We start from the raw sequence: 14,783 nt of genomic DNA on the forward strand, positions 1-14,783 counted from the left end.
CCTTTTTCGGGTGAGCAGGTAACAGGCCCGGGCTAGAGCGGGCGGCGTGAAATGGCAGCGGAGGCTCGATAAAGATGATGGCGTTGTGCTTGACGCTCACCCTCGCTGTCGTAGACTCCGCCCATCCGACAGGGAGTAAAGGTTATGCGGCGTTTTCGTGGTTTGGGATTCGGATTGACCTGCCTGGCGTGCCTGGCGCAAGCGCAAACTCCCGTCGCCGACGATCCGCTGCTGGCCAGCCCGGCCTCGGACGCCAGCTCGACCAGCACCCAAGCCCGTGGCGTACTGCGCGCCCGCGACCAGGCGATGATGGCCAGCGAGCTGTCCGGGCGGATTGTCGAACTGCCTTTCAGTGAAGGCGAATCCTTCAAAAAGGGCGATGTGCTCGCCCGTTTCGACTGCTCGGCCTATCAGGCCCAGCTCAATGCCGCGCAGGCCGCCAGCCGGGGTGCCAGTGAAGAGCTGGCCCACAACAAGCAACTGGCGGCGCTGAACTCGGTGGGGCGTTTCGAGGTGTCGCGGGCCGAGGCCAAGCTCACCGAAACCCAGGCCCAATCCCAGGTCTATCAGGTGCAGGTCAAGCGTTGCAGCGTGGTCGCGCCTTTCGACGGCCAAGTAGTGCAGCGCAAGGTGCAGCGCTTCGAGAGCGTGGCGGCCGGCTCGCCGCTGCTGGAAATCGTCGACAACCGCACCCTGGAAATCCACCTGCTGGTGCCGTCGCGCTGGATGGGCAAACTCAAGCCAGGGCAGACCTTCAGCTTTATCCCCGATGAAACCGGGCAGTCGCTCACGGCCACCGTCAAGCGCCTGGGCGCGCGGATCGACGAGGGCAGCCAGACCCTGCTGCTGGTGGCCACGGTGCCCAGTGCCGCCGGGCTGCTGGCGGGCATGAGCGGCACGGCGCGGTTTGCGGAGTCACCATGAACGCGCCGCTGTCGGGCTCGGCGGAACAGGTATTCGCCCGCTTTCTCGACCTCGAACGCCAGACCCGCGCCGCGTCGACCGTGGAGCAGCTGGCCTACAGCCTGGTCAATGACGGGCAGGCGCTGTTCGGTTTTCGCCATGCCGCACTGCTGATCGCCGGCAAGGTGCGCGCGGTGACCGGGGTCAGCAGCCTCGACCCGAATGCGCCGTTCGTGGCCTTCGTCGAACATGCCGTGGCGCAGCTATTCAAGCGTGAACAGCTGCAGCAGGCGCGGGTGGTGACGCCGGATATGGTCAGCGACTCGGTGCGCGCCGATTGGCAGGGCCTGTCGGCGGCCCAGGTGTTCTGGTTGCCGCTGCTCGATCGCAAGGGTGAAGTTTTCGGCGGCCTGTGGCTGGCCCGGGACACCGCGTGGAATCCCGCCGAACAAGTGCTGTTGTCGCAATTGGGCGACACCTACAGCCATGCCTGGCTGGCCCTGCAACCGCGCCAGCCATGGCGCCTGCGCTGGACCCGCAAGCGCCAGCTGTTGCTGGTGGGCGTGGTGCTGCTGGGGCTGTTGATCCCGGTGCGGCAATCGGTGCTGGCGCCGGCCGAAGTCGTGCCCCTGGGCGGGCGGGTGGTGGCGGCACCGCTGGATGGGGTGATTGCCGAGTTCCTGGTCAAACCCAACCAGAGCGTGAAGACCGGGGATCTGCTGCTGCGTTTTGAAAGCACCACCCTCACGGCCCAGGCGGATGTTGCGGCGCGGGCCCTGGGTGTGGCCGAGGCCGAGCTCAAGGCCAATGCCCAGCGTGCCTTTGCCGATGCGGAGTCGAATTCGAAAATCGACCTGCTGGCGGCGCGGGTCGAACAGAAACGTGCCGAGCGCGATTACGCCAGGGAGTTGCTCAAACGCAGCGAAGTGCGCGCCGAACGCGACGGCATCGCGGTATTCGCCGATGCCGAGCGCTGGACCGGCAAGCCGGTACAGACCGGCGAGCGGTTGATGGAAATTGCCGATCCGAACCAGGCCGAGCTGCGTATCGAGCTGGCGGTGGGGGATGCCATTGCCCTGGAGCCCCAGGCGGAAGTGGCGCTGTTTCTCGACAGCGACCCGTTGCAGCGGCACCTGGCGACCCTCGAACACGCCGCCTATGAAGCCCAGCCCACGGCGGGCGGGCAATTGGCCTACCGGCTCGATGCGAGTTTTCGCGAGGCACCGCCGCGGATCGGCTTGCGTGGCACGGCGAAGATCTTCGGCGAGCGAGCCCCTCTGGCCCTGTATCTGTTACGCCGTCCCCTGGCCGGTCTGCGCCAGAGCGTAGGTCTGTAATGAACCTGCCGGCCCTGCGCACCGACTTGCAGTTGTCGGCCGCCGCTGCGGCCCGGGATGGCTCGCCGCGCTGGACCCTGGCCGACCCGGTGCGCGGGCGTTATTTCAAGCTGGGGGCGGCGGCGATCCGCCTGTTGCGCCATTGGGCACTGGGCGACGCGCAGCAGGTGCTGCAAGCGGCCAACCGCGAGCCTGGCCTGGCATTGAGCGAAGGCGAGCTGGAGGAGTTGCTGGGATTCTTGCGGGCCCATGACCTGATCAGCGCACTGGACCCGGAGCAACGCTCCAGTTACAGCCACAAGGCCGCGGCGCAGCGCCAGAGCCTGTGGCAGATCCTGTTGCATCAGTACCTGTTCTTTCGAATTCCGCTGTGGCGCCCGGACGCCTTTCTCAATCGCGCCTGGCCGTGGTTGCAGCGCTTCGGCCCTCACCTGTTGCGGTTTGGCCTGCCAATCACACTGGGGCTTGGGGTGTTTCTGGTGTCGCGGGACTGGCAGCGGTTTCTCGCGACCTTTCCCCATCTGTTCAGCCTCGGCGGGGCCCTGGCGTTCGGCGCGGCGCTGTTTTTCGCCAAGCTGTGCCACGAATTCGGCCATGCCTTTATGGCCAAGCGCGCGGGGTGTCGGGTGCAGAGCATGGGGGTGGCGTTCATGGTGCTGTTGCCGATGTTCTACACCGATGTCAGCGATGCCTGGCGGGTCAACGACCGGCGCGCCCGGCTGCTGATCGGGGCCGGCGGCGTGCTGGCGGAATTGCTGCTGGCGTGCATCGCGTTACTTGCCTGGTCATTGCTGCCGGACGGCCCGGCGCGCACCGCCGCCTTTATGCTGGCCAGCGCCACCTGGATCACCACCCTGGTGATCAACCTCAACCCGTTCATGCGCTTTGACGGGTATTTCCTGCTCAGCGATCTGTGGGAGGTGGACAACCTGCAAGGCCGGGCCTTTGCCCTGTGCCGCTGGCACCTGCGCGAAGTGCTGTTCGGCTATGGCCAACCGGCGCCCGAGCCCTGGTCACCGCCCATGCAGCGGCGCCTGCTGTGGTGGGGCTACGGCTCGTGGCTGTGGCGTGCGGCGCTGTTCTTCGGGATCGCCCTGGCGGTGTATCACCTGTTCTTCAAGTTGCTGGGCATCTTCCTGATGCTGGTGGAGCTGGTGTGGTTCATCTTCCTGCCGATCTGCAAAGAGGGTTACCAGTGGTGGGCACGCCGCGAACAGGCCCACACCCCGCGCGTGCTGCTCAGTGGCCTGGGCCTGCTGGCGCTGTTGCTGCTGCTGGCGGTGCCCTGGCGCAGCAGCGTCGAAGTGCCGGCGATGCTCGAAGCCGGGCGCGTCACCGCGCTGCATGCGCCGGTGGCGGCGCGGGTCAAACAGGTGCTGGTCGAAGACGGCCAGAGCGTGGCCCAGGGCGCGTTGCTGGTGGAGTTGGAGTCGCCGGATATCGACTCGCGGCTGGTGATCGTGCGGCGTGAAATCGACATCCTGCAATTGCAGATGCGGCGCCAGGCCGGTCGCAGCGAAACAGCGGCGGATGTCGGCGTGCTCGAGCAACGCCTGGCCGAGGCGGTGGCCGAGTATCGCGGCTTGCAGGCCCGGCGTGAGCGCCTGCTGCTACGCGCACCCCAGGCTGGCCAGGTGCGGGACCTGATGCCGCAGCTGGTGGCCGGGCGCTGGGTGTCGACCCGCGAGCCCCTGGCGCGGATTGTCGAGGGCGGCACCCGGGTGCGCGGTTACCTGGCTGAAGCCGATTTGTGGCGGGTCACCCCGGGGGCAAGCGGGCGCTTTATCGCCGACGACCCGATGCGCCCGGCCTGGCCGCTGGAGCTGGTGGATGTGGACGTCAATGGCGTGGCCGCCATCGACCTGGAGGCCTTGACCTCCGACCATCACGGGCCGATTGCCGTGCGCCGCGATGAGAACAGCCGGCCCGAGCCGGTGCAGGCGCAGTACGGTGCCCGCCTCCGGTTGCTCGAAGAGGTGCCGACGCCGAGCCATCCGCTGCGCGGCGTGGCGGTGTTGCAGGGGCGCAGCGAGTCGTTGCTGGGCACGGCCTGGCGGCGCATGGCGGCGCTAGGGGTGCGGGAAAGCGGGTTCTAGTGATCAGGTCTTGAGGGAGTACAGCCGATGTTGAACAGTTCGTCCGCCGCCGGGTTATCCATGCGCCCCTCGCGGCCCACGGATGGGCCCTTTATGCAGAGCCTGTACCAGTCGGCCCGGCCCGAGTTGCAGTTGATCGACGCCGAACCCGAGGTGGTGGCGCAGGTGGTGGCCCAGCAGTTTCTGGTGCAGGAACGGGGCATCGGCGACAACTTCCCCGACGCCCTTCACTACGTGGTGGAAAAGCTCGACACCCCGATCGGCGTGCTCAGTGCCGACTTCGGGCCCAATGAAATCCGTGTGCTGTACCTGGCGTTCATCCCCGGGGCGCGGGGCAAGGGCTATGGCCGCTCGGTCCTGCAAGGGGTGCAGAAGGCCGCCGAACAGGTGCGCTGCCCGGTGGCGACGGTGGTCTGGGCCAGCAACCCCCAGGCGCGCCAGCATTACCTGGCGCTGGGGTTTCGGGTCGAGGAAAGCACACCCGGCGCCGAGCGCCTGGTGTGGTACCCGGGGGTCAGTTGAAGATGATGTTGAAGTAGCCCTGGGCCGGGTCGCGACCCAGCGCTGGCTCGCGAGATACAAAAATCGCTTCTACGCGCCCCAACTGCGGCAGCTCCAGAGCGCATAGCCCATCGACAAAGTCGGTCGGTTGCAGGCTGCGCAACTGCACGTTGAACGGGATGCGGGTGTTTTCCGGCAGGCGCGATTGCGGGCGCGACACCACCGCTTCGACTTGCACCGGCAACGGGCTGCCGTCGGGCAGGTACAGCGGGCACGGCTGGTTCACCAGTGCCAGGAAGTGTTCGTTGCAAACCTGTTGCAGCATTGATGTTCTCCTGAAAAACCACTAACCGGAGCACTAGGCCCCGGCCAGCGGCTGGATCAATTGCGTGAAGGGAAGATCCCTTGCAAGGCAATGCTGAAGTTCACCGCCAGGAACGGATTGCTCACTTCCAGCGGCACGTTGCCACCGACGGTGCTCAGGGTGCCGCCGATGCTGCTGCTGGTGCCCTTGAGCGGGACCGGCGAGGCACCTTGCTGGTCCGAGAAAATCGCTGCCGAAGGTGGCCCGCCGGAGATGGAGGCGCCGATGTAGGAATTGGTCGGCGTGGGGGCGGTGAGCGGATTGCTGGGAACGTTTGCCAGGTTGACGGTGGTGGTGACGGTCAGCGAGTTAGTCGGAATCGCCTGGGCTGGCACGTTACTGGTCAATACATTCAAGCGCTCGACGCCGCCGATCTCGCCGATGGGCCGTGGCGACAAGCCAGGCCCTTGCCCCATCCCCATGGGCAGCCGGCTTTGCAGGTTGGGCAGGTTGAAGGTGGTCTGGCCATTGCCGCCGTAGTAGGTGCCGAGCAGGGCAAACAGCGCCGAATTCTGCGCGATGCCGATCACTTGCCCATTGCACAATGCCCAGCCATTGGGAGCAAAGTTGAAGCCGAGCATCTGGATACTGCCAAGATATACATCCATAGATCCTAGTCCTTGCGCTGTGTTGAGTGAGGTGCCCTGCCCGTTGGCAGCCGCGGTGCGGCCTGCCGGGTCTGCTTTGCACCGAGAGCAAGCGTAGACCTAACCTTGGGCGGCGTCTGGCATTAATTCGGTTGAGGTCGCGATTGGAACAACTGCGTGGATTGCGAGGCTGGTGGCCTACAATCAGCGCGTCATGCCCTGCCGGTGGCAGTGGACGATTTGTCGAGGATGGTGATGGGCGTTCCGAATAACGATGAAGTGGCCAACCTGCCTTACCGCCAGCCCGTCGCGGCTGAGCACTCTGTTCTGCACCTGCTGCGCGCGCCCTGGCTGATACCGCTGCTGGCCCTGGCCCTGGGCGCGCGCCTGTATCAATTGACGGCGGCGGCGATCTGGGGCGACGAGGGCTCCAGCCTGTTGCTGGCCCAGTTTCCCCTGGCGGGCATCTGGTTCCATGCGGCCCATGATGTGCATCCGCCGCTGTATTTCATGCTGCTGCGGGCCTGGATCGGCCTGTTCGGCGACTCCATCGAATCAATCCGCATGATGAGCGCGGTGCCCGGGGTGATTGCGGTGTTCCTCGGTACCTGGTTGGCGCACCTGATCGCCAGCCGCCGGGCCACGATGCTCACCTGTCTGTTGCTGGCCCTGTTGCCCACGGCCGTGCGCTACAGCCAGGAAATACGCATGTATTCGCTGATGGGCGTGTGGCTGCTGGGGGCGACCCTGGCGCTGGTGTACTGGGTTCGCGCACCGCAGCGCCGGCGTTACCTGGCGATCTACACGCTGCTGATGGCGGCGGCGTTCTATACCCACTATTTTTCCGCACTCTGTGTGCTGGCCCATTGGGCATATCTGCTGGTGCTGCGAGCCCCTTTCGCCGGTGCCCAGCGCTATATCGCCCGCCGCGACTGGTGGCTGGCCAATGGGGCGATCGTGCTGCTGTTCCTGCCCTGGCTGCCGGGGTTGATCGACCTGGTGCTGCACATGGATGCCCTGGAGGTGGGTGGGGATGTCGGCTGGGAGCCGGCGGTCACCCTGCGCTCAATGCCGTCGATGCTGTGGCAACTGATGGCCCAGGACGATGCTGAAGGCATGCCGCTGTGGCTGCTGCTGACCCTGCCCGGCGTGCTGCTCGCGATGATGGTCTATGTGGTCTGCACCGACCGCAGCCGCTATCGGTTCGCCACCCTGGTGGTGCTCTACAGCGCGCTGCCGTTGCTGGTGCTGTATGGGGTGTCGTTTGTCTCGCCGGTGTTTATCGAGCGCTACCTGACCGCGCCGGCCCTCGGCTTGGCGATCATCCTGGCCCTGGGTATCGACCGCCTGGCCCGGCGCTTCAAGGTCCTGGCCCTGGCCTTGCTGCTGGCGGTGCTGGCCGTTGAGGGCGTGGGGCTGAAAAACAACTACACGGTGGACGCCGACGACCAGTTCAATGACCTGGTCGCCTACATGAACCGCCATACCCAGGCGGGGGATCAGGTGGTCCTCGGCGATATGTTCTGGTACCTCACCTGGGGCTACTACGACCAAAGCGCGACCGCCCCCAGGCTGTATACGCCGCCCACCGCCGCCGGCGTGTCCACCCGCCCCAACAGCTACGGTTTCGGCACGCTGATCGATGAAAACGCTGGGGTCTACCTCGACCACCTGCAAGACCTGCCCCAGGGCAACGGCCGGGTCTGGCTGGTGATGAGCCGGGAGGCACCGGACGAGTTTACGTCCATTCCCAGTGGTTGGCGAAAAATTGACCAGCATGCGGGAGGCGACACCCAGGCGGTTTTATATGAGGCTTGTCATGTTCCCTGTGGCACCCGCTGAGGCTGGGAAGGCCGATGTAGAGCCGCCGACACGACTTTTGCCGGAAACCCCCGTGGTTATGGGGGTTTTCCGACTTAAAACCCCGGCCGTTGATATCAAAATACTACTAGTTAGAAACAATTCCTTACGCTACGCTTTGTCCTACAAAATGGACTGAATCGCAGGTGAAGGGATTGCCCAACTTCCACTTTATCTCTGGATTGCCGCGCTCAGGGTCTACCCTGCTCTCTGCCATTCTTCTGCAAAATCCGCGTTTTCATGCCGGCATGACCAGCCCGGTCGGGTCGCTGTTCGCCAGCGTCCTGGGTCAGTGCAGCGCCGGCAGCGAGTTCGGCTCGGTGATCGACACGGCCATGCGCCGGCGCCTGCTGGGCGGGCTGTTCAACTCCTACTACGCCGACAAGGCCGATAAACCGGTGATTTTCGACACCAATCGCCAATGGTGCTCGCGACTGCCGGCCCTGACCGACCTGTTTCCCCAGTGCAAAGTCATTGCCTGTGTGCGCAACGTGGCCTGGGTCATGGACAGCATCGAGCGCCTGTATCGGGCCAACCCTTTCGAAAACACCAAACTGTTCAACGACGATGTCGAGCGCAACACCGTCTACAGCCGAGTCGAAACCCTGGCCCAGCGCAACCGCCTGGTGGGGTTTGCCTGGGCGGCGCTGAAAGAGGCGTATTACGGCGAGCATGCCGACTCCCTGCTGATTGTCGATTACGACCTGTTGAGCCAGGCGCCGGAGCGGGTCATGCGCCTGGTCTACGAGTTCATCGGTGAGCCCTGGTTCGAGCATGACTTCGAACACCTGGCCTACGATGCGCCGGAGTTCGACCAGGCCCTGGGCGTGGCCGGGCTGCACAAGGTCAAGCCCCGGGTGGCCCTGCAATCGCGGCGCACCATCCTGCCGCCGGATTTGTTCGAGCAGTATTCCAAGCTGTCCTTCTGGCTCGACGGCTCGGCCAGCGCAGCCAATGTCATACGCATGAAGGCCGAAACCGCGATCAGTTGATCGCGGTTTTTTACTTCCCTTAGGTAAACGTTCGAGTTCGGGTGAGCAGCATGTGGTGGAGCAAAGGTAAGTCGCGGGTTACCCAAGGGGCCAGAGCCATGGCTTCGCCACTGATCATGTCCCTTGAGCCGCGCATGCTGTTCGACGGCGCGGTGGCGGCTACCGTGGCCGATGCGGCGCAACCCGAGAGCCACCCCACGGCGGACCCTACCGCAGACGCAGCCAAGGCCCCGGCCTCGGCCGATCACCCGGCCACCGGCAGCAACGCCAATGCCACCACCGGCACTAGTGACAGCCATGACCAGGCCGATGCGCCCCTGGCCGCCACACCGAACGCGGTGCCCGGGCAGACCGTGGTGTTCGTCGACTCCCGGGTCAAGGATGCCGCCGACCTGTTGAAGGACGTGGCGCCCGGCACTCAAGTGGTGCAGCTGGACGCGACCCGCGACGGCCTGCAGCAGATCGCCGACTACCTGGACCAGCACCAGGGCGTCAGCTCGGTGCAGATCATCGCCCACGGCAATGCCGGCGACCTGTGGCTGGGCAACAGCTACCTGTCGGCGGACAACGTCGCCGAGCGCAGCGCGGTGCTGGCCGAGATTGGCAAGGACATGAACGTCGGCGGCGATATCCTGATCTACGCCTGCAACACCGCCCAGGGCGAGCGCGGCATCAGCTTCGTCGACTCCCTGGCCGCACTCACCGGGCGCGACATTGCCGCCTCCACCAATCGCACCGGCATCGGCGGCGACTGGACCCTGGAAATCGCCACCGGCAGCATCGAGAGCGTCAACGCGCTGTCGAGCCAGGCCATGGCCGGGTACGACTGGGGACTGGCCACGATCACCGTGCAAAACCTCAATGACAGCGGCGGCGGTTCGTTGCGCGATGCACTGGCGAGCGCGCAGAACGGCGATATCGTGACCTTCAAAGACACCCTCAGCGGCAGCTCTGTAGCGCTGAATACCCGGCTGGAAGTGACCAAGAACATCACCCTCGACGGTGACCTGGACAACAACGGCACTGCCGACATCACCCTCGACGGCCAGTACAAGACCAGCGTGATCAAGGTCGACGCCGGGACCACCGTGGTCTTCGATGGGCTGGTAATTACCCGTGGCCTGAGCGCCGGCAATGGCGGCAATGGCGGTTTTGCCGCGGCCGATGCCCTGGGCGCAGGGATCAGCAACTTCGGCGACCTGACCCTGAAAAACGTCAGCGTGACGGCCAACGCGGCCTCGGGCGGCGGCGGTGGCGGCGGTGTGCTTGCGCCAACGGTTGGTGGCGCTGGCGGCGGCGGCGGTGCGGTCGGTGGGGGGACCGGCGGCAATGGCGGCATCGCCGGCGATGGCACCGGGACCTACGCCGGTACTTCGGGCACGGCCAACCATGGCGGTCACGGTGGTTCCTACGGGGCGACGATGAATATGGGCGGCCAAGGTGGGTCAACCACCGGGGGCGCCGGCACGACCAATACGTACGGCTATTCCAATGGCTCTGCGGGCGGAACCGCATCCGCTGGCGGCTTGTCGATCGGCGGCGGTGGCGGCGGCTCCGGCTGGGACTTTACCGGGGGCAAGGGCGGCTCGGCGGCCGGGGGTATCTACAACGCCAGCAGCGGCAAATTGACCATCGTCGGCACGTCGGTGATTACCGGCAATATCGGTGCCGGCGGCGGCGGTGGTGGCGGCTCGATGGTGGGCAGTGGTACCGAACTTAACGGCGGCGAGGCTGGCCGGGGCGTGGGTGCCATCTGGAACAAAGGCTCGGTGCTGATCACCGTGGCCAACTTTGCCGCCCTGAACGCGGCTAACAACGCCGGGGGCAGTGGCGTAGGCGGCTTGACCACCGTTTCCACGGCCTCGCAAGGCGTCTCGCCGGGGGGGATCCCCGGCTTGTTCAATGATGTGGGCGCCACCTCGAACACGGCCTACGATCCGTCGCCGACCGCGACCATCGTGGTCACGACCCCGGCCCAGCACATCGGCACCACCTCCCAGGTCACCATCACCTTCAGCGAAGCGGTCAGCGGTTTCACGCTGGCCGACCTGACGGCGCCCCACGGTGTCCTGAGCAACCTGGCCACCAGCGACGGCGGCAAGACCTGGACCGCGACCTTTACCCCTGATGCCGGTGTCATCGGCACTGGCCATATCACCCTGGACAACACTGGCGTCACCAGCGTGTCGCTGAACCTGGCCGGGGTCGGCAACACGCTGTCCGGCAACTACAGCGTCGACACCGTAAGACCGACGGCGACCGTCACCTTTACCGGTCCGACCCTGAGCACCACCGCCACCGGCACGGTGAACATCACCTTCAGCGAGGCGGTGAGCAACTTTAGCCTGGCGGACATGACCGCGACCAACGGTGTGCTGAGCAACCTGAGCACCAGCGACAACATCCACTGGACCGCGACCCTGACGCCCGTGGCCGGCAACGCCAGCAGTGGCAACATCGTGACCCTGAACAACACCCTCTACACCGATACCGCCGGCAACGCCGGGATCGGCGATTCGACGTCCGGCAGCTACGTGGTCGACACCGTGTTGCCGACGGCGACCATCGTGGTAGCCAACCCTTCGTTGAGCATCAATGACACGTCTGTGGTGACCATCACCTTCAGCGAGGCGGTCACCGGGCTCACCACCGACGACCTGGCGGTGGCCAATGGCACCCTGAGCGCCTTGACCACCCTTAACGGTGGCCTGACCTGGACCGGGACCCTGACCGCGACCGCCGGCATTAAAAACACCGGCAATGTGATTACGCTGAACAACAGCGGTGTCAGTGACCTGGCGGGCAACGCCGGCAGCGGCAGCACCACCTCCGGTCAGTATTCGATCGACACCCAGCGTCCCACCGCGTCCATCGTGTTCGGCAATAACAACCTGGGTATCGGCCAGACCACCACCGTGACCATCACCTTCAACGAGGCCGTGAGCGATCTCGACCTGGGCGACCTGGCGGTGAGCAACGGCAGCCTGAGCAACCTGGCCACCAGCGACGGCGGCCTCACCTGGACCGCGACCTTCACCCCGACACCCGGCATCTTCAGTGCCACCAACCACATCACCCTGGACAACAGCGGCGTGCATGACGCGGTGGGCAACGCCGGCGCCGGCACCACCGACTCCAATAATGTCCGGATCGATGGCGTACGCCCGACGGCCACCGTAGAGGTTGCCAGCAGCTCGATAAAGGTGGGTGGAACGTCGCTGGTGACCGTCACCTTCAGTGAGGCGGTGACCAACTTCAGCAACAGCGACCTGACCATTGCCAACGGCACCCTCAGCACCCTGATCAGCAGTGACGGCGGCATTACCTGGACCGCGACCCTGACCCCGAACGGCGCCGTTGAAGACGCCAGCAACCTGATTACCCTGAATAACACCACCTATCGGGACTTCAGCGGCAACGCCGGGGTCGGCACCACGGATTCCAACAACTACGCGATCGATACCCTGGCGCCCACGGCGAGCATTGTGGTGGCCGACCCGCAGTTGACCGCGGGCGAGACCACCACGGTGACCATCACCTTCAGCGAAGCGGTCACTGGTTTGACCCTGACGGACCTGAGTGTGGCTAACGGTTCCCTGTCCAACCTGGCCACCAGCGATGGCGGCACGACCTGGACCGCGACCCTGACCCCGGACTCGAACACCGCCAGCCTGAGCAACGTCGTCAGCCTGGCCAACGGCGCCGTGGCGGACCTGGCCGGCAACGCGGGGGCAGCCGCCAACTCGGTCAACTTCACCATCGATACCGTGCGTCCCAACGCCACCATCGTGATCTCGGACCCGGCCCTGAAAATCGGCGAAACCTCGCTGGTGACCATCACCTTCAACCAGGCGGTGACCGGCTTCAGCAACGCCGACCTGACGATCAGCAACGGCACCTTGAGTGCTGTGACCAGCGGCGATGGCGGCATCACCTGGACCGCGACCTTTACCCCAAGCAGCAATGTCGCGGACGCCACCAATCAGATCGTCCTCGACAACAGTGGGCTCCAGGCGACGGTTTCCGGCAATGTCGGCGTCGGTAGCAGTGTGTCCAACAACTATGCGGTCGATACCCAGCGTCCGACCGCCACCGTGGTGGTGGGCACCGATCACCTTGGGGTCGGCGGTTCGTCCGTGGTGACCATCACCTTCAGCGAGGCTGTGAGCGGTCTGGACCTCGGCGACCTGACCGTCGATAACGGCACCCTGAGCGGCCTGACCACCAGCGACAACATCACCTACACCGCCACCCTGAGCCCGGTCGGGGGCATCAACCAGGGCAACAACCACGTTGTCCTGAATACCAGCGGCGTGATCGATGCTGCCGGTAATGAAGGCGGCGGAGCGGTCAGCTCCAATGCCTATGCCATTGATAGCCAGGCGCCTACCGCCACTATTGTGTTCGACCAGACGACGCTGCTGGCCGGGCAAACGACCGTGGTGACCATCACCTTCAGCGAGGCGGTAGCGGGTTTCGACAACTCCGACCTGAGCGTGCCCAACGGCACCCTGAGCACCGTTACCAGCACCGATGGTGGCGTCACCTGGACCGCAACCTTCACCCCGACCAGCAACATCAATGACACCAGCAACGTCATCAGCCTGGGCACGTCCTACACCGACCTGGCAGGCAATACCGGGGGCGCGGCCAATTCAGGCAACTTCATAATCGACACCATTCGGCCGACCGCGACCATTGTGGTGTCGCCCGCGTCGTTGAATGCCGGTTCCAGCTCTTTGGTGACCATTACCTTCAGCGAGGCGGTCACGGGCCTGAGCAACGCTGACCTGAACGTGGTCAACGGCACATTAAGCGCCGTTAGCAGTGGCGATGGCGGTATCACCTGGACCGCGACCTTCACCCCGGGCAGCAATGTCACGGACACCACTAACCTGATCACGCTCAATAACAGCGGCGTGCAGAGCACTTCGGGCAACGCCGGCAGCGGTATCACCGATTCCAACAACTACAGCATCGACACCCAGCGCCCGACGGCGACCATTTCGGTGGCCAACGCGCACCTGGGCATCGGCCAGACCACCACCGTGACCATCACCTTCAGCGAAGCGGTCAACGGTTTTGACCTGTCGGACCTGGACGTGACCAACGGTGTGCTCTCCAACCTGGCCAGCGCCGATGGCGGCACGACCTGGACCGCGACCCTGACCCCGACGGTTGGCGTCACCGACGCTACCAACCTGGTGATACTCGATACCAGTCAGGTCACTGACCTGGCGGGTAACCAGGGCTCGGGTATCTCCATCTCCAACAACTATGGGGTCGATGCCGATCTGCCGAGCGCCACCATCGTGGTCGCCAACCCGAGCCTGACTGCCGGCCAGACCACCACCGTGACCATCACTTTCAGCGAAGCCGTCACCGGTTTCGATCTGTCGGACCTGAGCGTGGCCAACGGCACCCTGTCCAACCTGGCCACCAGCGATAGCGGCAAGACCTGGACCGCGACCCTGACGCCGACGGCCAACCTGACCGACCCCAGCAACTTCATCACCCTGGACAACAGCAGTTACACCGACCTGGCGGGCAACGCCGGCACTGGCTTTGCCAACTCCAACAATTACTCGGTGACCACGGTATCCCTGGCCGGCGATCCGGAGTTCCGGGTCAGCGAGCCGGTGGTGCTGCCTGACCTGCCCAACGTCCCGTTGCAACCGATCATCTTCGGCCCGCCGAGCGGTGACCTGGGCTCGCCGCTGGTGATGCCGCCGCTGTTCGAGCAACGCACCAGCGGCGGCGGCCTGCCGCCAATCGGCAGCATATTCATCAATAACGGTGCGCTGGCCCCAAGCTTTATCGCCCAGGTGTTCAGCACCGACAGCGGTGGCGACGGCAATGGCAGTGGCTTCCTCGGCTTTGGCGGTGGCGATGGCGGGGTGTTCGGCAGCAGCACCCTGTCGAGCCTGTTCAACCAGGACTCGGGCACCCAAAGCGACTCCCTGAACGCCTTCGGCAAGCATTCGATCAGCAGTGATGCAACCCAGGGGCTGCGCGGGGTATTTGGCGCGCCGACCCTGGGCCAGCAACTGCAGCAACTCAAAGACAATGAACAACGGCAGATCCAGGATCTGACCTATGCTTTCGAACAGGCCGGCATCAGCGAAATGCAGGCTTGAAACTCA

At 65.0% G+C, this 14,783-nt stretch carries 9 protein-coding genes; 7 read left to right on the forward strand and 2 right to left on the reverse strand.

Annotation, left to right across the window (positions count from 1 at the left end; translation table 11 throughout):
- Positions 1-144: 144 nt before the first annotated feature.
- Genes JFU57_RS08235 through JFU57_RS08250 form a run of 4 tightly spaced genes read left to right on the forward strand, consistent with a single transcriptional unit; the run spans position 145 to position 4,858 of the window.
- Positions 145-924, forward strand: coding sequence for an efflux RND transporter periplasmic adaptor subunit (locus JFU57_RS08235; protein WP_201128841.1), 780 nt, complete (start codon positions 145-147; stop codon positions 922-924).
- Positions 921-2,240, forward strand: coding sequence for an efflux RND transporter periplasmic adaptor subunit (locus JFU57_RS08240; RefSeq protein ID WP_078469171.1), 1,320 nt, complete (start codon positions 921-923; stop codon positions 2,238-2,240). The genes JFU57_RS08235 and JFU57_RS08240 overlap by 4 nt, the downstream gene beginning before the upstream one ends.
- Positions 2,240-4,336 (forward strand): efflux RND transporter periplasmic adaptor subunit, encoded by a 2,097-nt coding sequence (locus JFU57_RS08245; RefSeq protein ID WP_201128842.1) that lies wholly within the window; start codon positions 2,240-2,242, stop codon positions 4,334-4,336. The genes JFU57_RS08240 and JFU57_RS08245 overlap by 1 nt, the downstream gene beginning before the upstream one ends.
- Positions 4,337-4,363: 27 nt before the next feature.
- Entirely contained in the window at positions 4,364-4,858 is a 495-nt protein-coding gene (locus JFU57_RS08250) for a GNAT family N-acetyltransferase (protein ID WP_078469173.1), read from the forward strand.
- On the opposite strand, the gene JFU57_RS08255 is transcribed toward JFU57_RS08250, so the two are convergent.
- On the reverse strand, positions 4,851-5,162 hold the full coding sequence (locus JFU57_RS08255; protein WP_078469174.1) for a DUF6916 family protein: 312 nt from the start codon (positions 5,160-5,162) through the stop codon (positions 4,851-4,853). The genes JFU57_RS08250 and JFU57_RS08255 overlap by 8 nt on opposite strands.
- Positions 5,163-5,218: 56 nt before the next feature.
- A complete protein-coding gene (locus JFU57_RS08260; RefSeq protein ID WP_078469175.1) occupies positions 5,219-5,809 on the reverse strand; it encodes a phage tail protein in 591 nt (196 codons plus the stop codon).
- Between the two features lie 234 nt (positions 5,810-6,043).
- Between JFU57_RS08260 and JFU57_RS08265 the strand changes: the two genes are divergently transcribed.
- The 3 genes from JFU57_RS08265 to JFU57_RS08275 all read left to right on the forward strand — a co-directional run bounded on the left by JFU57_RS08265 (position 6,044) and on the right by JFU57_RS08275 (position 14,777).
- Positions 6,044-7,630 (forward strand): glycosyltransferase family 39 protein, encoded by a 1,587-nt coding sequence (locus tag JFU57_RS08265; protein WP_201128843.1) that lies wholly within the window; start codon positions 6,044-6,046, stop codon positions 7,628-7,630.
- A 164-nt stretch (positions 7,631-7,794) separates the two neighbouring features.
- A complete protein-coding gene (locus JFU57_RS08270) occupies positions 7,795-8,640 on the forward strand; it encodes a sulfotransferase (RefSeq protein WP_201128844.1) in 846 nt (281 codons plus the stop codon).
- 98 nt (positions 8,641-8,738) lie between these two features.
- Entirely contained in the window at positions 8,739-14,777 is a 6,039-nt protein-coding gene (locus tag JFU57_RS08275) for an Ig-like domain-containing protein (RefSeq protein WP_242487456.1), read from the forward strand.
- The last annotated feature ends 6 nt before the right edge of the window (positions 14,778-14,783 follow it).

The sequence above is a fragment of the Pseudomonas sp. TH07 genome, assembly GCF_016651285.1.
Classification (GTDB): Bacteria; Pseudomonadota; Gammaproteobacteria; order Pseudomonadales; family Pseudomonadaceae; genus Aquipseudomonas.

Bases quoted from the DNA above. Each gene is read 5' to 3' on its own strand.
- JFU57_RS08235 (WP_201128841.1), top strand. From the start codon at position 145: ATGCGGCGTTTTCGTGGTTTGGGATTCGGATTGACCTGCCTGGCGTGC.
- JFU57_RS08240 (WP_078469171.1), top strand. From the start codon at position 921: ATGAACGCGCCGCTGTCGGGCTCGGCGGAACAGGTATTCGCCCGCTTT.
- JFU57_RS08245 (WP_201128842.1), top strand. From the start codon at position 2,240: ATGAACCTGCCGGCCCTGCGCACCGACTTGCAGTTGTCGGCCGCCGCT.
- JFU57_RS08250 (WP_078469173.1), top strand. From the start codon at position 4,364: ATGTTGAACAGTTCGTCCGCCGCCGGGTTATCCATGCGCCCCTCGCGG.
- JFU57_RS08255 (WP_078469174.1), bottom strand. From the start codon at position 5,162: ATGCTGCAACAGGTTTGCAACGAACACTTCCTGGCACTGGTGAACCAG.
- JFU57_RS08260 (WP_078469175.1), bottom strand. From the start codon at position 5,809: ATGGATGTATATCTTGGCAGTATCCAGATGCTCGGCTTCAACTTTGCT.
- JFU57_RS08265 (WP_201128843.1), top strand. From the start codon at position 6,044: ATGGGCGTTCCGAATAACGATGAAGTGGCCAACCTGCCTTACCGCCAG.
- JFU57_RS08275 (WP_242487456.1), top strand. From the start codon at position 8,739: ATGGCTTCGCCACTGATCATGTCCCTTGAGCCGCGCATGCTGTTCGAC.